We start from the raw sequence: 21,596 nt of genomic DNA on the forward strand, positions 1-21,596 counted from the left end.
GCTTCCGGACCGCCGTTGTCATCAATTCGACTGCGCCCTGATAATCGCCTTGCCTTGCCTTTTCGGCGCCGGAAGACACCAATTCGATGACATGCCGCCGGCTTTCCTGTGCCACGCTTTCCGCGAGGTCCTTGCGCCCGGCCTGCTCGAAGACATGCATGGCCTTCGTCATGGCGATGCCTTCGGACGCATTGCTCATGACGTCGCGCATGACTTCCGACGCGCCGTCCTCCAGGTCGTGCTGCAGGCAGGTTTTGGCCAGTGCCATTTTCATATCATTGGACAAACCCAGGGTGTCTCGACAGGCGGCGACTGCGGCTTCCAATTCTGCAGCGGCCTTGTCGGCGTCGCCATTATGCGTATGCAGCATGGCTGCTGACAATGCACGGCATGCCGGCGTTTTGCTTAGTCCCGACAAGGATTTTTCCATGTCGCGGACCACCTTTGCCGCCTGCTCGCCGTCGCCTTTCGTCACGAGGGTCTGTACCAGCCGTACGTGATCTTCGGGATCGCGGAACTCGGAGTATTTTGCTTTGGCGACCACCTTCTGGAACGAACGCTCGGCAGTATCCACGTCGCCAGCCTCGAGCGCGACTTCCCCCAGCTTGCGCAGGCGCCGCACTGCATGGGGAGAAACGGCGACGGCATCGGCCAGCACCTGCTTTGCCGCCGCAAGCTGGCCTTTTGCCTCATGGGTTCTGGCAAGCCAGTCATAGGCATCCATGTATTTGCCGTTTTCGGCCAGCAAGGCGGTGAGCAATTCCTCGGCTTCGTCGAAGCGCTGCTGCATGAACAGGGTTTTTGCCAATCCGAGACTCGCCCAGGCAGTTGGTTTGGCTGCCAGCACCTGTTGATAGATCGATTCGGCTTCGGCCGGCTCTACCCGGGTGATATGCAATTCGGCACGCAGACGCATGAAGTCGGAGACGTACCGGCGGGAACTGCTCTCCGCTTCCTGGCATGCGCTGATCGCTTCACGCAGGTTGCCCTGGTCGATCAGGCGGTACACCGGACGAAACGCGGCGCGCTTTTCCAGGGTGCGGGCGAGGCGCTCCAGAAGCTTATCCGGGGTGAACGGCTTGAGTACATAGTCGTCAGGCGTGAATTCCGCCGCACTGATCACACGTTCGTAAGCACGTTCGGCTGTGACGATGATAAATACGGTCAGCAGGGGCATCAGATTGTTGTGGCGCAGGTCTTCGAGCAGCTGCTGGCCATCCTGTCCATCGCCGAGGTCGTATTCGCACAGGATGAGGTCGTATGTCTTGTTCTTCAGTACCTTGATTGCCGCTCCCGAGCTGACGGCGTGTTCAATTTTGGTGATGCCGCACAGGTTAAGCATATTGTGCATGTTGGCCCGCATGCCGGTATGCGGATCGACGAGAAGTGCCGTGAGATTGTGCAGTGCGGTCATAAACAATGCGATCTTTTCAGCCAAGCCGCGGGACGGCGCCGAAGGCAGATCCTGGTTGGACACCTACTATTAACGGCACGGAAATCGAAAATTGCAGGAAATTTTTTAATACTGCATGTCGGCTTCGGTCGTCTGCCAGAGTTCAGTGCTTGGTTCCTCGACCACGACCTGGTTGCGCCCGCCTCGCTTGGCCAAGTACATCGCGGTATCGGTGCGGGCAAAGAGGTCAAGCACCGATTCGCCCGGGATGTATTGCGTCAGCCCGATGGAGACCGTGACGGTACGCAGGGATTTTCCCTGCCAGCCGTGCTGCTCCACCTGCTCGCGGATGCGCTCGGCGGTATTGAGCGCGGCAAGCAGCGGCGTTTGCGGCAGGATCAGCACGAATTCCTCGCCGCCGTAGCGACCGAACACATCGCCCTGGCGCACGTTGGACTCCGCAATCCGGGCAAATGTGCGCAGCACTTCATCACCGGCAAGGTGCCCTACTTCATCGTTGATGCTTTTGAAATGATCGAGGTCGATCACACCGAGGCACAGCGGCGCGCCGGTTTCGTCGGCCAGCCGCTTCTGCTCCTCGAGCGCCGCGATGAGGTACCGCCGGTTGTAGCAACCGAGAAGCTGATCGCGTCGGGCGTGTTCCTCGATATGCCGGATTTTTCGGCCCGCCTTGTGCAAGGCGCTGTGGAGGCGCCGGATGCGCGTGGTCAGCAGGACGAATGTCGATAAGGTGAGCGCCAGCGCCAGCCACTCCAGCCACGGCAGTGTCCATCCACGGGCATCGATCTGCTGCAGCGAATGGAGGCCGATCACACCGGCATAGCCGGTCAGCAGCGCGCCGGCCATCATGAGCAGTGTGTTCCGCGCCAGCCGGTACATGCCGTGCGCCATCAGGACGAAGGCGAACGGCACAAACAGGGTACGGCTTGCGGGAGCGGCGTACAGGACGCCGAGCAGGATCGCGATGGCGCACCATGCGATCGGGGCGGTCAGGTTTTTTTCCTTGGCTTGCTGATTGATTCCAGCGGCGAATATGCCGAAGAAACCGGCCATCACCAGGATTACGGCGGCTGCAGCGACCGATACTGTCACGCGATCGACCATGCCTTCGAGATGCAGGAAGGTCAGCCCGATGAGGTAGCACAAGCCAAAGACGGCAACCAGTAACAGCCGACGGATGCGGCTTGCCTGGCGTGTGGCATCAACCGAATGATCCTTGCGGCGTGATGGCGGAGGCGATGGCAGGGCGACCGGAAGCTGGGGCGGAGGCGGTTTTTTCTCGGCGAACTCCACCAGCCCCTGGGTGCTGGGAAATACATCCGTATCGGGAACATTCTCGTTCGCGTTTGATGGTGGCATCGCCTTGCACCGGGGAGCTGATCAGACATGCAGGAGGAACGACATGGTGTCGTTCCGGCATAAACTGCTTTGCGGCAATATTTTAACCGTAAGTTACTCCCAAAATCGAAACCCAAAGGGTTTTTTGTTTGACTACTTACCGAGCTCGTCCGGTGCTGGCCGCATTCGCCATGCGGCCAGCACGGCCGCGGCGCACAACAAGGCGACGAACAGGAATGTTTCATTGAAGGCGCCGACACGCGCGGTTTCGTCGGCGCCTTCCGCCGCGAGGCCGGTATGGCGGACGGCAAGCCGCCATTCAAGCACGACACCGACCAGGCTCACGCCGATGGCGCCGCCGAGCTGGCGGAGGAAGTTGATGGTGCTTGCGCCCTGGGCGATCAGGTCGAATTCGACACCACGCATTGCGCCAAGGCTCAGGGACGGCAATACGAATCCGAGACCGACGCGGCCAATAATTGCCCATGCCATCAGCGTGACGTAACTGGTGGCGGTGGACCCCGTCGCCATCAGGACGAAGGACAGGGCCAGCAGGCAGAGTCCGGCCGATACGAGAATATTGGGCGCGAAGTGATCCGCCAGCTTGCCTGCGGCGATGATCGTCACTCCCAGTACTATGCCAGCCGGCAGCAGGACGAGTCCCGCGTCCGATGGCGAGTAATGCAGGGCCATCTGCATGTAGACCGGCAGCAGGTAGGTGGAGCCGAACAGGCCGGCTCCGTAGATGAACGCGACCAGCGCCCCCATCGCAAACTGCCGGTGACTGAACAGCGTCATGTTGATCAGCGGCGCATCCGCGCGCAATTGGTAAAGGACGAAGCCGATCAAACTGGCCACGCCGACCAGCAGCAAGCCTGCCGCCTGAAGGCGGTCGTCATGCAGATGGACCATTCCGTTCAGGATGCTGGTCGTACAGATACCGGCCAACAGCAGGCCTTTCCAGTCAAGACGCTTGGCATCGCCCATCATCGGTGAATTGACCGCCAGGAAGCGGTTGACCAGCCACAGCACCGCCAGGCAGAACGGCACCACGACGAAAAAGATCGAACGCCAGCCGAAATGCTCGACCAGAAAACCGCCGACGCTGGGCCCGAGGGCCGGCGCCAGCACCACGCCGAAGCCGAAAATGCCCATTGCCTTGCCCTGCTCCTTGGTGTCGAACGCCCGCAGGATGACGATGGCCGGAATAGGCTGCAACACTCCCGCAGCCAGCCCTTCCGCCACCCGCATGGCCAGCAGCATCGGGTAATTCAGGCTGAAACCGCCCACCACCCCGCCGGCCAGCAGCAGCAAAATCGCCCCGCTATAGGTGCGCCGCAACCCGAAGCGCAACAGCAGCCAGGGGGTCGTCAGCATCGACAGGGTCATGGCCAGCATGAATCCGGCCGATACCCACTGCGCGCGCTCCTGTCCAAGGCTGAAGTGCTGGCTGAGATCCGGCACTGCCACATTGACAATAGTCGACGACAGGATGGATGCCATGGTGCCGATCATGACCGTCAGCAGCACCAGCCATTTGTGCCGGCTTCCATATCGCTCGCGCAGTTGTTCGAGGGTTGATGCCATAAATGCGGAAAAAGCATCAACAGTAACGGGAATTGAATCCGAATGCATTGCCCCGGCGTAAAAGCCTTGCAACAAGGCTTTTTATCAACTACCTGCTTAGGAGCTCCACATGACAAAGACCCTCCCTGTACTGACCGGAATTGCAATGATTGCAACGCTCGCAGCCTGCTCGACGCCTTCGGGCATGATGAGCGCCCCGGATGCGCCTGCAGCAGTCACTGTCCCGGCGGGAAACAAACCGGTGATGAAGACCGTCGGCATCGGCGAACTGACCTATGAATGCCGCGCCAAAGCGGGCACGGCGGGCGCATTCGAATGGGTGTTCGCCGGTCCGGATGCCGTCCTGTACGACATGAACAAGAAGGCCGTCGGCAAGTATTACGGCGGCCCGACCTGGGAATCGAATGACGGCAGCAAGGTCACCGGCAAGCAGCTGGCCGTTGCACCCGCACCGACCGCCGGCGCGATCCCGCTGCAGCTGGTGCAGGCAAACCCTGCAATGGGCAGCGGCGCGATGACGGGCGTGACTTACATCCAGCGCTTGAATACCGTGGGCGGCGTTGCGCCGGCGGATAGCTGCGGCGCCGGGAATGTCGGTGCGAAGAAACTGGTGAAATACCAGGCGGACTACGTGTTCTACAAGGCGTCCTGATCGATGGACCAATAAGGCGGCGCGGGCAGATGCCCGTGCTAATAAAACCAGTGCACCGCTTCGGCGATCAGGAAAGCCGCTGCCGACCACAGTACGGTAGAGCCGAACGGCAGGCAGAATATCTGTCCTGCCAGTTTGAACCGTACGTCGCCGGGGAGGCGGCCCACTCGCAATCTGGTCAGCAATTGCGGCAACAGCGGGTAAAACACCAGCAGGCCGACGAAAATCACCGCGACCCAGCGGATCATCGGTTCGCTCCTTCGAGAATCATGTACCCCATGGCCGGGACGTCACGGCAAAAGGCGCGCCACTACGAACACCAGTAGCGACAGCAGGATGGTCGACGCAAATGGCAGGAAGAACTTCCTGCCGAACAGGGTGAAGCGCACATCGCCGGGCAGGCGCCCGACGCCGAGCTTTTCGAGCCACGGCAAGAGCGCGGAAAAAACGATCAGCGCAACGAAAATGGTCAGGAACCAACGGATCATGCGCTTTCCCGGGCTGGTGGATTCGATGACTTCAGTCCTTGCCGTTCGGCGCCGGACGTTGCAACCATCATAACCTGTGACTGCGGTCGTTGCGGCTGAATTTCGCCGGCAGGCCGGCCGCCTTGCCTACCACCAGGACCTTGAACAGTTCGCCCATCTCGGCAGGGGAGATCAGTTTCTGCACCGCATTTGATTGCGGCAGGTAGCGCAACTGGTCGGTTGGCGGGATACGCAGCAGCAAATCGCCGATGCCGGCATCGAGAAGGAACGCGGCCTGGCTGGTATAGCCGAGCATGTCCAGGCCGGCATCGACTGCCGTGCGCGCCATGGCGGTGAAATCGACATGGGCGGTAATGTCCTGCAAACCCGGCAAGTAAAACGGATCCGGATGGGAATGATGCCGGTAATGGCACATCAGCGTGCCCTGATCACGTTGCCCCAGATAGTATTCATGCGCCGGGAAGCCGTAATCGATCAGGATGGCAGCGCCGCCATGCCCGGTGTCGTGATGGCCCGCATTCAGCATGCCGGCAAGGGAGTTCATGAATCCGGCGGCAATCGGATGGACTTCGGTCAGGTAACCGATCGGCAGATTGTCCGGGTCGGGAATCTGGGCGAGCAGCGCGGCGTCGCATGCCCGGTCGCGGTAGACAAAGCCTTTCGCGGATAAACCAATGCCGCGCTCTTTCCAGTCGCCATCAGTCTTCACCACCAGATTCACCGGCATCGCATCCAGGACTTCGTTGCCGATCACCACCCCGGAAAACGAATGCGGAAAATGATCCAGCCAGGTTACCTGGGGAAAGCCCTTGAGCGCCTGCTGTTGCCGCGCCCGCAACTCCCCGGACACTTCGACGATCAGGTAGCGATGGATGGAGATGCCCATGGCGGACAGCTCGGTCAGGATGTCGCGCGCCAGCCTGCCGGTGCCGGCGCCGAACTCGATGATTTGCGGCGCGGTCTGCCGCATCAGGTCGGCGGCGACATGGGCCAGCGTTTGGCCGAAGAGCGGCGTGATTTCGGGCGCGGTTGTAAAATCACCGTCTTTGCCAAGTTTCGCTGCGCCCCCGCTGTAATAGCCGAGGTTGGGCGCATACAGCGCCAGCTCCATGTACCGCGCGAAGGAAATCCAGCCGGAATTGCGGCGGATGTCGTTGGAAATCAGGGTTTGCAGCGAGCGCGACGCGGTCAGCGCGTCAAAGGAAGGTTCGGGCAGTTGCAGTTGCATGTCCGATATTGTAGTGAAATCGACGCGGGACATTGTAAATATGTGTGTCCGCCCGCCGGCAATGCCGAGCTGTTCCGGCGCTCCTCTCTTACACCAGCATCCACGAGCACATGACCGCAGAAATTCGCAAAGTTGCACTTGTCACCGGCGCGGCCAAACGCATCGGACGTACGATCGCGCTGGCGCTGGCAGGGCGCGGGTGGGATGTGGCGGTGCATTACCGGAATTCGGAGCGGGAAGCGCTGGCCACCGTCGGCGAGATCGAAGCGATGGGCAGGCGCGCTGTGGCGGTGCAATGCGAGCTCGCCGATGAAGCTCAGGCAAGAACCCTGCTGGCGCATGCCGCCGCGGTGCTGCAGGCGCCGGTTTCCTGCCTCGTCAACAATGCGTCGTTGTTCCGGCAGGACAGCGCCGAGGATTTTTCCGTTGCATCGCTCGATGCCCATATGCATGCCAACCTGGCCGCCCCCATCCTGCTGACCCAGGCGCTCTACCAGGCCACGCCGGCGGACGGCCGGGCGGTCGCCATTAACCTGCTCGACCAGAAACTGTTCAATCTGAACCCGGACTTCCTGTCGTACACCCTGTCCAAGGCCGCGCTGCACACCGCCACCACCATGCTGGCGCAGGCACTGGCGCCGCGGCTGCGCGTCGTCGGGGTGGCGCCCGGCATCACGCTGGTGTCCGGCGAGCAGACCGAGGACGGGTTCGCGAAGGCGCATGCGGTCACGCCGCTGGGACGCTCCAGCACGCCGGAAGATGTTGCGGCAACAGTCTGTTTTGTCGCAGAATCGCCTGCCATCACCGGCACGACGCTGCTGGTCGATGGCGGCCAGCACCTGATTCCCCTGCAGCGCGACGTCATGTTTCTTGCCAAATAACCCGGTCAACACAGCACAGCACTTTCAACCCCTTACTCTTACCCGCACGCTCACCACACCATGCTCTCTTCCCTGTCCCATCCCGGTCTTGCCAATTGCCGCCGCCTGTTCCTGCGCAACTATGAAGTGCAGATCAACATCGGCGTCCATGAATTCGAAAAGAAGGGCGAGCAGCGCGTGCTGATCAATGTCGACCTGTTCATCCCGCTGGCGGTTTCGACACCGAAGGAAGACCATCTCGAAGAGGTGGTGGACTACGACTTCATGCGCGACACCATCGCCAAACGCATGGCGCAGGGACATATCCATCTGCAGGAAACGCTCTGCGACGACGTGGCGAAGGCCATGCTGGCGCATCCGAAGGTACGCGCGGTGCGTGTGTCGACCGAGAAGCCGGACGTATATCCGGATTGCGACTCGGTCGGCGTTGAAGTTTTCCAGATCAAGGCTTGAGCCGGAGTAACCATGAATCATTCATCCATTGATGCGGTGCCTGTTGCCGACAGCGGCACCCCAGTCAGGCAGGCCGAGAAAATCGCATACGAGAACAACAAGCTGCACAAGCGGCTGTGCCGCCTCGTCGGCCAGGCGATCGGCGATTTCAACATGATCGAAGACGGCGACAAGGTGATGGTCTGTCTGTCGGGCGGCAAGGACAGCTACGGCCTGCTCGATATCCTGCTCACCTTGCGGGAACGCGCACCCATTCATTTCGACATCGTCGCCGTCAATCTCGATCAAAAGCAGCCGAATTTCCCCGCGCATATCCTGCCGGACTATCTGACCAGGCTCGGCGTGCCTTTCCATATCGAAAACCAGGATACCTACAGCATTGTCAAGCGCGTCGTCCCGGAAGGAAAGACCACCTGCGCGCTGTGTTCGCGGCTGCGGCGCGGCATCCTCTACCGCGTTGCCGGAGAACTCGGCGCAACCAAAATCGCGCTCGGCCATCATCGCGACGATATCCTGGAAACCTTCTTCCTGAACATGTTCTTCGGCGCCAAGCTCAAGGGCATGCCGCCGAAACTGCAGTCGGACGACGGCAAGAACATTGTGATCCGTCCGCTGGCCTATGTGAAGGAAGCGGACATGGAGCGCTATGCGGCCGTCAAGCAGTTTCCGATCATTCCATGCGATCTGTGCGGCAGCCAGGAGAACCTGCAGCGCAAGCAGATCAAGGCAATGCTGCGCGAATGGGAGAAGAAATTTCCGGGCCGGGTGGAGAACATTTTTTCGGCATTATCGACAGTTGCGCCATCGCATCTGATGGATCGGAACCTGTTCGGCTTTGCCGGACTGAAGGCGAACGGCGACGCATCGGCCGATGGCGATATCGCATTCGATGAAGAACCCTGCGCAACCACGCCGGCGAACGTGGTGCGCTTTACTACGATGGATGATTGAAGGAACACTGCGCCGGCATTTTCCGGATGCACCCGTGAACTGAACGGTCATCTTGTCGTCCACGACGGCAAAGGTTTCAACCACTTCAGGAAAAACATATGCACCGATTCAATGACAAAGTCGTGATCGTCACCGGCGCCGGTTCCGGCATCGGTGAGGCAACCGCCAGGCGTTTCGCCGCCGAAGGCGCATCGGTCGTCCTCGCCGGACGCACCAGATCCAAGCTCGACAAAGTCGCGGCCGGACTGCCCGAGGGTAAAAAACTGGTACGCGTGACCGATGTATCCGTACTCGCCGAAGTCGAAGGCCTGGTGCAGGACACGCTGAAGACATTCGGCCGTATCGACGTGCTGATCAATAATGCGGCCGTTGCGCCGGTCGGCAAGGTAACCGAGGCGAGCGTCGACGATTGGCGGCAGGTCATGGCCATCAATCTCGATGGCGTCTTCTACTGCAGCCGGATAGCAATCCCGGAACTGATCAAGACCGGCGGGTCCATCGTGAATGTGTCCTCGGTCTCCGGCCTGGGCGGCGACTGGGGCCTAAGCTTCTATAACGCCGCCAAGGGCGCGGTGACGAATTTCACCCGCGCGCTGGCGATGGACCATGGCAGGGACGGCATCCGGGTCAATGCGGTCTGTCCCAGCCTCACGCGCACCGACATGACCGAGGACATTTACGGCAACGTAAAACTGATGGAGAAATTCAGGCAGCGCATTCCGATGGCGCGCGGCGCCGAGCCGGAGGAAGTCGCGGACGTGATCGCCTTCCTCGCCAGCCACGATGCGCGCTTCGTGAACGGCGTCAACCTGCCGATCGACGGCGGGCTGACCGCATCCAACGGCCAGCCGCGGATGGCCTGACAAACCCGCAACGACTGCCTGTTTGCAGCGGATTCTAGGTCCGGTTAGCCAACGTATGGCAGTCGTTGATGAATTGCTGCAGGCGCTTGTCGGCATGCGCCTTTTGTTCCGGCGTCGCCAGATTGATGAGCACCGCCATCATCCGCATGTTTGCCTCATTGGAGGCATCGGCGAAGGCCTTGTGCTGCGGATCGCCGAAGTAATCCAACGCCGCGACGGCATACTGCCGCACCATCTTCAGCGCCGCCTCGCGTCCCGGCTTCTCGGCCTGGATGCGCTTGAGCATCGACAGCATTTCCTGCTGCCTGCGAACCCGCTGCGCCATCGTTAATTCATTGTTCAAGGGGCGCGCATCGGATGCGGCGCGGATCTGCGCTTCCTGCTCCTCGGTGAAATTCCCGAACCAGAACTCCGCCTGCTTCATGACTTTCTTGAACCGGAAAAGTTGACGCTGCTCAAGATCGCCGCGGAGATACTCTTTACGATAAGTTTCGTTATTGGATGCGAATTTTTTCTCGAGATGCTCCAGTTGTTCGGGTTGCAGCGACAATGCCAGTTCGGTCAGATCGGGCAGCGCCTTGTCGATCACCAGAACAGTGCGTTTTTTGACGGCATCGTAGTCCGCCAGCAGATCGGCCGGCGTGACCTGTTGTTGAAGGCGCTGCTGCCCGAGCGCGAATAACTGGGCATAATCCTTCAATTGCGTCTTCCGGTGCCATGCGAAGAAGTTTTCAAGATGCCGTTTAACCAGGGGTTGCTGATCACCTTCAATATCGACATAGCCATTCAGCCACCAATAGGCGACACTCTCGCCATTGCTGTAGCCCAGACGAACCGCATTGCAACCGACCATGCCGAGCACGAGGCCAACGACCAGAATCCAGCGTAATGTCCCCGCCAAGTCGCGGGAGTACCGCATGATAAAATTTTGCATTCCCACAATATCTCTCATATGAACGTTGTCATTCTCGCTGCCGGCATGGGCAAGCGCATGCAATCGGCTCTTCCCAAGGTGCTGCATCCATTGGCCGGCAAGCCGCTTCTGTCGCATGTCATCGATACGGCACGCGCACTCTCCCCTTCCAGGCTTTGCGTGATTTATGGACATGGCGGCGACGCCGTGCCTGAATCGGTCAAGGCTCCCGGCATCGCCTTCGCCAAGCAGGAACCGCAACTCGGCACCGGCCACGCGGTGATGCAGGCGGTGCCCCACCTGGACGACAAGGTGCCGACATTGGTGCTGTACGGCGATGTGCCGCTGACGACCGCACATTCGTTGCAGCAATTGTTGGACAGCGCGGGCGGCAATAAGTTGGCCGACAAATTGTCCATCCTCACTGTCGAACTGGAAAATCCTACCGGTTATGGACGAATCGTGCGCGAGAACGGCAAGATCGTCCGGATCGTGGAGCAAAAGGATGCGACCGATGAAGAGCGCACCATCCGCGAGGTGAACACCGGCATCATGATCGCGCCGACGGTTCGGCTGAAGAAATGGCTGAAAACATTGTCCAACGACAATGCGCAAGGCGAGTACTACCTGACCGACATCATCGCCCGCGCCGTCGCCGATGGCGTCGAGGTGACCTCCGCCCAGCCGGGCGCCGTCTGGGAAACGCTCGGCGTCAACAGCAAGGTGCAGCTGGCCGAACTGGAGCGCATCCATCAGCGCAACATTGCCGACAAACTGCTTGAACAAGGCGTCACCCTCGCCGATCCGGCGCGCATCGACATACGCGGCACACTGACCTGCGGACGCGATGTCGCGATCGATGTCAATTGCGTATTCGAAGGCACGGTCGACGTGGCAGACGGCGCGACCATCGGCGCGCATTGCGTGATCAGGAATGCGCGCATCGCCGCCGGCGTGCAAATCAAGCCGTTCTGCCATATCGAGGATGCAATCATCGGCGCCGGTTCGATCATCGGTCCCTATGCAAGGCTGCGTCCCGGCACCGAACTCGCCAACGACGTACACATCGGCAATTTCGTCGAAGTCAAGAACAGCCAGATCGCCGCCAACAGCAAGGCCAACCACCTCGCGTATGTCGGCGATACCACAGTCGGCTCGCGCGTCAACATCGGCGCGGGCACAATCACCTGCAACTACGACGGCGTCAATAAATTCCGTACCGTGATCGAAGATGATGTGTTCATCGGCAGCGACACGCAACTCGTCGCGCCGGTGCGGGTGGGCAAGGGCGCGACCCTCGGCGCCGGCACCACCCTGACCAAGGACGCGCCGGAAGGGCAGCTCACCCTTTCGCGCAGCAAGCAAATCACCATCGAAGGCTGGAAGCGGCCCGTGAAACTCAAGAAATAGGAAACCATCATGTGCGGCATTGTCGGCGCAGTTGCGCAACGTAATATCGTCCCTGTCCTCATCGAAGGCCTGAAGCGCCTTGAATATCGCGGCTACGACTCCTGCGGCGTCGCCGTGCATGACGGCGGCCTGAAGCGAGCGCGCAGCGTGTCGCGCGTGGCCGAACTGGACATGCAGATTTCGCAGACCGGCTTCCAGGGCTTCACCGGCATCTCGCACACCCGCTGGGCCACCCACGGCGCGCCCATCACCGACAATGCCCACCCGCATTTCTCGTCCAACAAGAAGGGCGAGCACTGCATCGCCCTGGTGCATAACGGCATCATCGAGAACTACGAGGAAATCCGCAATGAACTGAAGGCGCTCGACTACCGCTTCGAGTCGCAGACCGACACCGAAGCGATCGCTCACCTCGTCAATCACCTGTACGACGGCGACCTGTTCCGCACCGTGCAGAAAGCGGTGAAGCGCCTGCACGGCGCCTTCGCGATCGCGGTGTTCTGCAAGGATGAGCCGCACCGCGTCGTCGGCGCGCGCCTCGGCTGCCCGCTGACGGTGGGCCTCGGCAAGGGCGAGAACTTCCTCGCCTCCGACGCGATGGCGCTGGCCGGCACCACCGACCAGATCATCTACCTGGAAGAAGGCGACGTGGTCGACGTGCAGCGCGACAGCATCCGCATCACCGACAAGAACGACCAGCCGGTCGAGCGCGCCGTCAATACGGTCAATGCCTATTCCGGTGCGATCGACCTCGGCCCGTACCGCCACTACATGCAGAAGGAAATCTTCGAGCAGCCGCGCGCGATCACCGACACGCTCGAAGGCATCGAAGGCTTCGTGCCCGGCCTGTTCGGCCAGAAGGCCAGCACCGTGTTCGAGCGCATCAACGCGATCCAGGTGCTCGCCTGCGGCACTAGCTACTACTCGGCGATGACCGCCAAGTACTGGCTGGAATCGATCGCCGGCATTCCAACCAATGTCGAGATCGCCAGCGAATACCGCTACCGCAAGCCGGCCGTCAACCCGGATGCGCTGATCGTCGTGGTATCGCAATCGGGCGAAACCGCCGATACGCTGGCCGCGCTGAAATATGCGAAGGAACTCGGCCACAAGCATTCGCTCGCCATCTGTAACGTCGGCACGTCGGCAATGGTGCGCGAAACCGAGTTGTCGTACCTGACCCGTGCGGGCGCGGAGATCGGTGTCGCATCGACCAAGGCTTTCACGACCCAATTGACCGCGCTGTTCCTCCTGACCCTGACGCTGGCAAAGATGCGCGGACGCCTGACGCCGGAGCAGGAAAGCAGCCACATGAAAAACCTGCGCCACCTGCCGACGGCGCTGCAAAGCGTGCTGGCACTGGAGCCGCACATCATCGGCTGGGCGGAAAGCTTCGCACGCAAGGAAAACGCCCTCTTCCTCGGCCGCGGCCTGCATTATCCGATCGCGCTGGAAGGCGCATTGAAGCTGAAAGAGATTTCCTACATCCATGCCGAGGCATATCCGGCGGGGGAACTCAAGCACGGCCCGCTGGCGCTCGTCACGCAGGAAATGCCGGTGGTGACGGTTGCGCCGAACGACGCCCTGATCGAGAAGCTGAAGTCGAACATGCAGGAAGTGCGTGCACGCGGCGGCCAGTTGTACGTGTTCGCCGATTCCGATTCACGCATCTCGTCGAGCGACGGCATTCACGTCATCCGCCTGCCGGAACACTATGGCGACCTGTCGCCCATCCTGCACGTGGTGCCGCTGCAGTTGCTGGCGTATCACACCGCGCTGGCACGTGGCACCGATGTCGACAAGCCGCGGAATCTGGCGAAGTCGGTGACGGTGGAATAGCGGGCGGACCGGGAAACCGGTCTTGTCACCCGCCAATAGAACTTGCCGGATCCCTGCATAGTCTTGCGCGAATCTGCTGTCGATCGTTAAGACCGAGACGAATAGCGGAGGCTCGCGTATCTCCCATCAAAATCACGCTCGGGGAATATTTGCTGCAACGGCATACGCGCATTCGCCATTGACGATAAGACATGAGTCAGGCGCTATCCGTGCATCGCGGCCATGGTGATTGCCGCGTGCAATGTGATTTGCGTTATCGGCTGTTTTTTTCCGACAACAGGCCAGTGAGTTTCGCGCTGTCGATCGGCTTGGCGAAATGATGATCAAAGCCCGCATTCAGCGCGGCATCACGGTCCTGCTCCTGCCCATACCCGGTCACCGCAATCAGGATTGCATTCGCCGTTTCCGGCTGCAGGCGAAGGCGCCGGGCCAGCTCATTGCCGTCCATGTCGGGCAAGCCGATATCGAGCAGGCAGATATCCGGCATTTCGATCCGGGCGCGTTCGAGCGCCCTGCGAGGATGGTGCTCGACAAGTACCTGATGCCCCAACGCTTCAACGAACATGGCAAGCATCTGTGCCGCATCGGCGTTGTCATCCACCACCATGACCTTCAATGCCTTGCCCTGAACATTTAATCCGGCTTTAGCCGGTGAACTTGGCAAAGCCTCTTGTTCATCCAAGTGGGGCAGGCACACCACGAATTGGCTTCCCTTGCCGATTCCGCCGCTATGGACGGTGATATAACCTCCGTGAAGCTCCACCAGGCTTTTCACCAATGCCAATCCGATTCCCAGGCCGCCCTGCGAGCGGTCGGATGCACGTACCGCCTGGGTGAACAGCTCGAACGCGCGTGCCTGGAGTTCCGGTGTCATGCCGACACCGTTATCGGAAACGGCAATCCTGATATCGCGGCCGTCCACTTCCATGCCCAGGACGATTTCACCGCCTTCCGGCGTGTACTTCGCGGCATTATTCAACAGGTTGGTGATGACCTGCACCAGCCGCTTCACATCCCCCAGGACAAAAGCGGATTCCGGCGGCGTATGAACGGCCAATCGGTGTCGGCGCGCCTCGATCAGCGGTCGCACTTGCTCGATCGCATCGGACACGATTTTCTTTGCGTCCAGCGGCGCCTTGTCGAGCGTTACCAGGCCTCGCGTGATACGCGAAACGTCGAGCAGATCATCGACCAGTCCAGTCATGTGCCTTACCTGGCGCGTAATAATGCTGCTGGTCTGTTTGATCCGCGCCTCGTCCGGGCGGGCGAGTCCGAGCAGGTCCGCCGCGGCCGCAATCGGCGCCAGTGGATTGCGCAGCTCATGCGCCAGCATCGCCAGGAATTCGTCTTTGCGACGGTCCGCTTGCCGCAATGCGTCTTCCGCCCTGATCCGGTCGCTGATATCCATTTGCGCCACCACCGCCCCCACGATCGTGCCTTTACTGTTTCTCACCGGCGCGCCGGTAATCAGAACGGTACGGCGTAATGGCGGAACGTCGAAGGATTCGATGGTAACGATATCGCGCGGACTTTCTTCTCCGGCCAGGATGCGTGCCGTGGTCCATTCACCAGGCGCCACGGGCTGGCCGTGTCTTTCCGAGTGGTCGGCCCACCAGCCTTTCCATGCGTCGAATTCGTCAGAGCTTCTGGTGTCCGGATAGTGTCCCCATAACTGTTTATGCGCGGCATTGGTAAGCAGGATCGCGCCATTCCCATCGCTTACGACGATGCCTACCGGCGCAGCCTGCAACATCGCATCCAGCCGGTGACGTTCGGCTTCGGCCTGCCGCGCGGCTTCGATCGCGACCTGCTCGCTTCGCCGCAGCGTATCGGCCAGGTACTTCTGTTCGGTAATGTCCTTGAACAACACCGCGACCTTGGGACCATCCTCTTCCTCGATCCGGGATGCAAACACATCGAACCAGCGGTTCAGTGCCTTGGCTTCGTTTTCGAACCGGACCGATTCACCAGTCAGGACGACACGGCCGTAGATATCGTACCAATGCGATTCATGGTCCGGGACCAATTCCCGTACGGTCTTTCCAGCCACATCGGCAAGGCCGGATTGTTGTTCAAAACTCGGGTTGACGTCGCAGTACCGGTAATCGAAGGGACGACCTTCGTCATCAAACAGGACGTCGATAATGCAGAAGCCTTCGTCGATCGATTCAAACAGCGAGCGATATCGTTCCTCGCTTGTCCTGAGCGCGGCCTCGGCCAGCTTTCGATCATGGACGTCGGTCGATGTGCCGAACCACCGGGTGACTTTCTCCGACTGCGGATCCCGATACGGCTCCGCGCGTACAAGGAACCAGCGATACGCTCCCGACGCCGAGCGAATGCGGTGTTCCACACTGAAAATCTGACCGCTTTGCTGCGCAAGCGCCCAGGCCTGCATGGTGATTTCCCGGTCGTTGGGATGGACAAAGTCTGCAGCCACTTCGTCGGGGGCAATGGACTCGAGCGCTACACCATTGTAGACGGACCACTGCTTGTTGAAGTACACGCCACGGCCGGTCTCATCAATGATCCAAACGATCTGCGGGATCGAGTCCGCCATCAAGCGGAAACGCTGCTCGCTTTCGCGCAATTTTTCTTCGGCACGGATACGATCCGTCACATCGCGAAAGTACACCGACAGTCCGTTGACGCCCGGATAGACATGGACCTCGTACCAGATGTCGTGGTCAGGATAGTAGGCAGTCAGGGTGGAAGGGACGTTCTCCTGTGCTGAACGGCGATAAGCCGCTTCAAACTCGCTACTGATCAACCCGGGGTAGAGGCTCCATATATTCTTGCCGAGCAATTCTTCGCGCCGGATCCTGAGAATTCTCTCCGCCTGGCGGTTTGCATAGCAGAACTCCCAATCCCGGTTCAAAGCAAAGAAGCCGTCAGTAATGCTTTCAACAATGGAAATCGCGTCGCTACCCGGTGCGATGCTGGAATTGAACGGTAGGGCCAAGCAACTGCTCCGGTGGATGATGTGAATAGCGGCCCAGTATAAAAGAAATCATCGCCCTGGTAGCAATAGGCTCGCGCCGCAGCGTCGCTGCCTGCTTCCGGTTGCCGCTTTTCTTGTTGAATGGTATCGACCGATCTGTTGAAAAACATCCGAGAGCAACATTCGGTGTGCGCCTTAACGACGGACATCGGGCAATTGGCAAGCACTTCCCCGAATCGCGTTGCGGTTGGCTGGCCCATGCAATGAATCGTCGATGTGTCGCTATGAATGCCTCACCGAACGGCCCGGTGAAATTTGGTTGCAGTCTCAGAAGAGTTGCCGGACGAGGCTCGAAATGGAATCGATCAAGAGCAGCCGTTACGGCTCCGGATTGTCGGAGTCTTCCGCTATCAGTCGTGCATATTCTTGAAGCAAGTGCTGGTCACCGATCCTTTCCAGCGCGTCAATCGGCGACCCGATCATGCTGACCGGTACGCCATGGCGGTAGAGCTGAAAAGAGGGATACTCCTTGCCAGGTTCCACGATCGCATCCGAGGGCAAAACAATATCCCATCCGGGTGCTGCGATGCGAAGCCAACAGCGGAATGCCTGGAGATAGCTCAGGCCGGCTGGTGACAGAAACTTAGCGAAGGGCGAATGCTTGGCCATACATTGGTTGACGAATGGCCTAAGCCGAAAGTTCACTGCGTCCAATCCGCATTTCCAGAACCCGCCTAAAAAAGAATGTCTTGTCATTCATAAAGTTCAGATCAACCGTCAGTGCTTCTTCGTCTGGCTTTATTTTTCACGGTCTCTGTCAATTTTTATAATACTATTTCGGGAATTCCCCCAGCTTCCCTCGAAAGCCCGCCTTGCGTCTCGCCGACTTTATCCTCGACCAGTTACAAGCCATTCTGCTCGAATGGGAAAAATTCGCTATAACGATTGAACCTGCAGCACTCACGATGACGAGCAAGGAGCTGAGGAACCATGCTTCCGTGATGCTCGAAGCCATCGCTAAAGATCTTCGCGCATCACAAACGCCGGAAGAACAAGCCGCGAAAGCGCGTGGATCTGGACCGAAGACAATCGAAACCATTGCCGGCGAGGACCATGGCATTGCCCGGCTGGAATCGAAGTTCACCATCGAGCAGCTCGTGTCCTAATACCGGGCATTGCGTGCCAGCGTTCTGCATCTGTGGAGCGCATCAAACAGGTCGCCTGTTTCAACCGATGTCGAAGACATCATGCGATTCAATGAAGCGATCGATCAGCTTTTGACTGCTTCGGTATTCAGCTTTTCCCAGGCGACCCGACAGGCGTTGGAGGCGGAAAAAAAACACAGGGACGACTTCCTGGCCATGCTGGCCCATGAATTGCGCAATCCGCTCGCGCCAATCGGCACCGCCGCCATGCTGTTGAAAATGCCGAATGTGAATGAGGCGATCATTAACAATGCCAGCAATATCATTGCGCGCCAGGTGGAGCATATGGCGACCCTTGTCGACGACCTGCTGGATGTATCGCGGGTCACGCGCGGTGTGATCAATCTGAAGCCCGAATCGCTGGACATGCGCCGGATCATTGCCGACGCCGTTGAACAGGTCACGCCGCAAATCCAGGCACGGCATCATCAGCTCACGCTGACGATGGCTCCGGGCACGGCAATCGTGCGCGGTGACATCAAGCGCCTCGTGCAGATCCTGACCAATCTGCTGAGCAACGCGGCCAAATATACACCGGAGCACGGCCACATCAATTTAAACATGGGGCTGCACGACGATCAGGTAATACTGTCGGTGCAGGACGACGGTATCGGGCTCTCGCCCGAGTTCATTCCGCATGTCTTCGAATTATTCACACAAGCGGAACGGTCATCGGACCGGTCGTCGGGCGGCCTTGGGTTGGGATTGGCGCTTGTCAAAAGCCTGGTCGAACTGCATGGTGGACAGGTAAGCTGTTCGAGCGCAGGCATAGGCAAGGGCAGCCTATTTACTGTATGTTTGCCCCGGCAGGCCGCGGGAGAAGATGAAGTCGAACGTCGGCGGACATCGCGGATCCGGCTGCATGCCGGCAGGAAGCTGAAAGTCATGGTCGTGGACGACAATATCGATGCGGCGCAAACGCTCAGCATGTTGCTGCAAGCAGCCGGACATGAGGTCATCACGGAGTATGGATCGAAGCGCGCGCTCGATGTGGCGCGGACTACATTGCCCGATGCCTGTGTACTGGATATTGGCTTGCCGGAAATGGATGGCAATGAACTGGCTCGACGGCTGCGCGCTTATCCCGAGACAGCCAGGACATTACTCATTGCGCTGACAGGCTATGGCCAGGTGCAGGACCACGAGGCAGCAAAAGCGGCTGGATTCGATCACCACATGACCAAGCCGGTCGAGATTGACAAGCTGTTGAGTTCGCTTGCCGCTTTTCGCCCGACCAGCTGACGCGGCCTTTACTGCCAGTAAGGTTACCAATGCGGGATGCAGGTTCCGGATGCCAGGTCCGCCCTGGTTGCGGCCCATGAGACATGCACACTCGTGCACACCAGGTCCAGGGATGTAACGCCCTGCGCCTCATGCGCCCGGGAAAGTTTTCAATCGAATCAGCGCGGCCATGCAGTCATCGCAAGTTTGATGCTCACTTCGAGTTGCTCACGTTTTATGCCCGCCTTCGCCTTGACAGCCATGCCGGCGATGACGGTATAGAAAAAGCCGGCTAGTCCGGCAACGTCTGCCTTGCCAGGCAGATGGCCGTCTCGCTTCGCTTGGGCGAGCCTTTCTTCAAGCGCGCGTTCGCAAGCCTGCAAGGCCAGATGAAGCGCCGCTTCGATTCCTTCCGTGGTCCGTTCGCCTCCCAGATCGGCTATGCCGTTGACGACGAAACAGCCGCCGGGCAGCGCCGGATGGCAAAGCATGTCGGCGATCGACTGCAGGAGAAGCTCGATCGCCCGCTTCCCCTGCGGCTCGCTCTCCATCAACGCCAGGTGGCGTCCGAGCCAATTCGCCTTATAGCGCTCCAGGGCTTTGAGATAGAGCGCTTCCTTGTCGCCGAACGCGGCATACAGGCTCGGTTTCGTCAAGCCAGTGGCGCCGGTAAGTTCGGCGAGCGACGCGGCGTCAAAGCCGTTTCGCCAGAAAACCGTCAGCGCCGCATCCAGGACCTCGTCCGAATCGAAATTCCGAGGCCGGCCTCTTCCCTGTGTCATGGTTGGAAATCCACAAAAATGTTGACGATTATTGTACCACTCGGTATATTAAATACCGATCGGTACATAAATGCCGGATCACGATGATTTTCAACTCACATCAAAGGAACACCATGGACCGACTTAACGGCAAGACCGCGCTCATCACCGGCGGCACAACTGGCATCGGACTCGCCACTGCGAAACTATTCATCGCAGAGGGTGCGCGGGTCGCGATTATCGGGCAGGACGCCCAACGGGTCAGGGAAGCAAAGCTGCAATTGCCTGATTCCATCCTCTGCTTGCGTGCCAATGTCGCGTCACCTTCGGAGATGGCACAGGCGCTCTCCGAGGTCCATGCCGCACTGGGCAAGCTCGACATCGTCTTCGCCAATGCCGGAATCGCCAAACCATCCCCCTTCTCGACCGCGGACGAGGAAAATATCGGCGAGCAGATCGACGTCAACCTGAAGGGAGTGATCTATACGGTTCAGAAGGCGCTGCCGTTCCTCAATAACCCGGCCAGCATCATCTTTACTTCCACCACGCTTGCCGACCAGGGAATCGACAATCTGAGCGTGTACTCCGCGACGAAGGCCGCCATCAGGTCGCTTGCGAGAACATTGTCATCGGAACTGAAAGAAGCAGGCGTGCGGGTCAATGTGATCAGTCCAGGCCTGATCGACACACCCATCTACGGCAAACTCGGCATGAGCGCGGAACAGGTCCAGGCATGGGCCGGGGATCTGCTCAAGAAGGTCCCTGCAGGCAGATTCGGCAGCAGTGAAGAGATCGCGAAGGCGGCGTTGTTCCTGGCCAGCGATGAGTCGGCATACATTCTCGGTGAAAACTTACTTGTCGACGGTGGCATGGCGACGGTGTAACGATCAGCCGGCTTTATCACTGTCGAGGGCCAAGGCCGGCGTTCGCGTCCGCGGAGCCGGTATTGCTTGCCCAGGCTAGCGAATGCAATCCAGGCGTGAATCATCCATTCTGGAATACACGGATTTGATCCCAATCTTTATCGGCATTCCCCTCCGGTCTACCCTCCTGCTGCCATAACACGTAGGCGCGCTCACGAAAATGCTGGTCAAGCGCACGATGCCAGAATTCATCAGCCTTGCCCTCCGGGCAACCGTTTTGTTCCCAGAGCAAATAAGCTTGTTCCCGGACCAACTGCTCCAATCCAGCTTTCGTTTCCGAATCGCTGTTCAGGCCGTCACCATACGGTTCCAGTTGACCGCCACGGCTGACGTGGATTCTTGCCGTTAACTCATGCAACTCGTCATCCGGAGCCAGGCGTGCGTTGGCAGCCGCCTCCAATGCCTTCACGAGATAGGCTGCTTCATCGGAAGCAAGGTCACTTTTATCAAGGGTAATCGGAAACGTGTGCCGAACATTTCCGTTGATGTCCAAAACGTCAACCAAGCGCGTTGCCATAGCAATCTTCC

At 59.5% G+C, this 21,596-nt stretch carries 21 protein-coding genes; 10 read left to right on the forward strand and 11 right to left on the reverse strand.

What is annotated here, in order from left to right; translation table 11 throughout:
• From V7080_RS05170 to V7080_RS05180, 3 genes are all read right to left on the reverse strand, one after another.
• A partial coding sequence (locus tag V7080_RS05170) for a tetratricopeptide repeat protein (protein ID WP_334187341.1) occupies positions 1 to 1,414 on the reverse strand: 1,414 nt, incomplete at its 3' end.
• A 105-nt stretch (positions 1,415 to 1,519) separates the two neighbouring features.
• Entirely contained in the window at positions 1,520 to 2,773 is a 1,254-nt protein-coding gene (locus V7080_RS05175) for a GGDEF domain-containing protein (RefSeq protein WP_334187342.1), read from the reverse strand.
• Between the two features lie 132 nt (positions 2,774 to 2,905).
• The gene (locus V7080_RS05180; RefSeq protein WP_334187343.1) at positions 2,906 to 4,339 is read right to left on the reverse strand and encodes a DHA2 family efflux MFS transporter permease subunit; all 1,434 of its coding nucleotides are present in this window, start codon (positions 4,337 to 4,339) and stop codon (positions 2,906 to 2,908) included.
• A 109-nt stretch (positions 4,340 to 4,448) separates the two neighbouring features.
• On the opposite strand from V7080_RS05180, the gene V7080_RS05185 reads away from it, so the two are divergent.
• Positions 4,449 to 4,991: a DUF3455 domain-containing protein gene (locus tag V7080_RS05185; protein WP_334187344.1), complete on the forward strand. Its 543-nt coding sequence runs from the start codon at positions 4,449 to 4,451 to the stop codon at positions 4,989 to 4,991.
• A 38-nt stretch (positions 4,992 to 5,029) separates the two neighbouring features.
• Here the strand turns inward: V7080_RS05185 and V7080_RS05190 are convergent, their stop codons facing one another.
• The 3 genes from V7080_RS05190 to V7080_RS05200 form a co-directional block, all read right to left on the reverse strand.
• The gene (locus V7080_RS05190) at positions 5,030 to 5,239 is read right to left on the reverse strand and encodes a DUF2905 domain-containing protein (RefSeq protein WP_334187345.1); all 210 of its coding nucleotides are present in this window, start codon (positions 5,237 to 5,239) and stop codon (positions 5,030 to 5,032) included.
• 42 nt (positions 5,240 to 5,281) lie between these two features.
• On the reverse strand, positions 5,282 to 5,479 hold the full coding sequence (locus V7080_RS05195) for a DUF2905 domain-containing protein (protein ID WP_334187346.1): 198 nt from the start codon (positions 5,477 to 5,479) through the stop codon (positions 5,282 to 5,284).
• Between the two features lie 67 nt (positions 5,480 to 5,546).
• On the reverse strand, positions 5,547 to 6,707 hold the full coding sequence (locus V7080_RS05200) for a class I SAM-dependent methyltransferase (protein ID WP_334187347.1): 1,161 nt from the start codon (positions 6,705 to 6,707) through the stop codon (positions 5,547 to 5,549).
• Positions 6,708 to 6,817: 110 nt separating this feature from the next.
• On the opposite strand from V7080_RS05200, the gene V7080_RS05205 reads away from it, so the two are divergent.
• From V7080_RS05205 to V7080_RS05220, 4 genes are all read left to right on the forward strand, one after another.
• Positions 6,818 to 7,588, forward strand: a complete 771-nt coding sequence (locus V7080_RS05205) for an SDR family oxidoreductase (protein WP_334187348.1) — start codon at positions 6,818 to 6,820, stop codon at positions 7,586 to 7,588.
• A 60-nt stretch (positions 7,589 to 7,648) separates the two neighbouring features.
• Entirely contained in the window at positions 7,649 to 8,041 is a 393-nt protein-coding gene (locus tag V7080_RS05210) for a dihydroneopterin aldolase (protein WP_334187349.1), read from the forward strand.
• A gap of 12 nt (positions 8,042 to 8,053) precedes the next feature.
• On the forward strand, positions 8,054 to 8,992 hold the full coding sequence (gene ttcA, locus V7080_RS05215; RefSeq protein ID WP_334187350.1) for a tRNA 2-thiocytidine(32) synthetase TtcA: 939 nt from the start codon (positions 8,054 to 8,056) through the stop codon (positions 8,990 to 8,992).
• Positions 8,993 to 9,090: 98 nt separating this feature from the next.
• A complete protein-coding gene (locus V7080_RS05220) occupies positions 9,091 to 9,855 on the forward strand; it encodes an SDR family NAD(P)-dependent oxidoreductase (RefSeq protein WP_334187351.1) in 765 nt (254 codons plus the stop codon).
• Positions 9,856 to 9,889: 34 nt separating this feature from the next.
• On the opposite strand, the gene V7080_RS05225 is transcribed toward V7080_RS05220, so the two are convergent.
• Complete coding sequence (locus V7080_RS05225) at positions 9,890 to 10,774, reverse strand: DUF6279 family lipoprotein (protein WP_334187352.1); 885 nt, start codon at positions 10,772 to 10,774, stop codon at positions 9,890 to 9,892.
• Between the two features lie 33 nt (positions 10,775 to 10,807).
• Between V7080_RS05225 and glmU the strand changes: the two genes are divergently transcribed.
• Entirely contained in the window at positions 10,808 to 12,178 is a 1,371-nt protein-coding gene (gene glmU, locus V7080_RS05230; RefSeq protein ID WP_334187353.1) for a bifunctional UDP-N-acetylglucosamine diphosphorylase/glucosamine-1-phosphate N-acetyltransferase GlmU, read from the forward strand.
• 9 nt (positions 12,179 to 12,187) lie between these two features.
• Positions 12,188 to 14,017 (forward strand): glutamine--fructose-6-phosphate transaminase (isomerizing), encoded by a 1,830-nt coding sequence (gene glmS, locus V7080_RS05235; protein WP_334187354.1) that lies wholly within the window; start codon positions 12,188 to 12,190, stop codon positions 14,015 to 14,017.
• A gap of 253 nt (positions 14,018 to 14,270) precedes the next feature.
• Here the strand turns inward: glmS and V7080_RS05240 are convergent, their stop codons facing one another.
• Positions 14,271 to 16,979: a PAS domain-containing hybrid sensor histidine kinase/response regulator gene (locus V7080_RS05240; RefSeq protein WP_334187355.1), complete on the reverse strand. Its 2,709-nt coding sequence runs from the start codon at positions 16,977 to 16,979 to the stop codon at positions 14,271 to 14,273.
• A gap of 357 nt (positions 16,980 to 17,336) precedes the next feature.
• Positions 17,337 to 17,501, reverse strand: coding sequence for a hypothetical protein (locus tag V7080_RS05245; RefSeq protein ID WP_334187356.1), 165 nt, complete (start codon positions 17,499 to 17,501; stop codon positions 17,337 to 17,339).
• A 329-nt stretch (positions 17,502 to 17,830) separates the two neighbouring features.
• Between V7080_RS05245 and V7080_RS05250 the strand changes: the two genes are divergently transcribed.
• Complete coding sequence (locus tag V7080_RS05250; protein WP_334187357.1) at positions 17,831 to 18,124, forward strand: hypothetical protein; 294 nt, start codon at positions 17,831 to 17,833, stop codon at positions 18,122 to 18,124.
• A gap of 81 nt (positions 18,125 to 18,205) precedes the next feature.
• Complete coding sequence (locus tag V7080_RS05255; protein WP_334187358.1) at positions 18,206 to 19,405, forward strand: hybrid sensor histidine kinase/response regulator; 1,200 nt, start codon at positions 18,206 to 18,208, stop codon at positions 19,403 to 19,405.
• A gap of 158 nt (positions 19,406 to 19,563) precedes the next feature.
• Here V7080_RS05255 and V7080_RS05260 read toward each other — a convergent pair whose 3' ends face one another.
• On the reverse strand, positions 19,564 to 20,166 hold the full coding sequence (locus V7080_RS05260) for a TetR/AcrR family transcriptional regulator (RefSeq protein WP_334187359.1): 603 nt from the start codon (positions 20,164 to 20,166) through the stop codon (positions 19,564 to 19,566).
• A gap of 113 nt (positions 20,167 to 20,279) precedes the next feature.
• Between V7080_RS05260 and V7080_RS05265 the strand changes: the two genes are divergently transcribed.
• Positions 20,280 to 21,029 carry an SDR family oxidoreductase gene (locus V7080_RS05265; RefSeq protein WP_334187360.1) on the forward strand — a complete coding sequence of 250 codons (750 nt, stop codon included), beginning with the start codon at positions 20,280 to 20,282 and terminating at the stop codon, positions 21,027 to 21,029.
• A 100-nt stretch (positions 21,030 to 21,129) separates the two neighbouring features.
• On the opposite strand, the gene V7080_RS05270 is transcribed toward V7080_RS05265, so the two are convergent.
• A complete protein-coding gene (locus tag V7080_RS05270) occupies positions 21,130 to 21,585 on the reverse strand; it encodes a DUF2934 domain-containing protein (protein ID WP_334187361.1) in 456 nt (151 codons plus the stop codon).
• Positions 21,586 to 21,596 lie beyond the last annotated feature (11 nt).

It is taken from the genome of Noviherbaspirillum sp. (genome assembly GCF_036846085.1).
Taxonomy (GTDB): domain Bacteria; phylum Pseudomonadota; class Gammaproteobacteria; order Burkholderiales; family Burkholderiaceae_D; genus Noviherbaspirillum.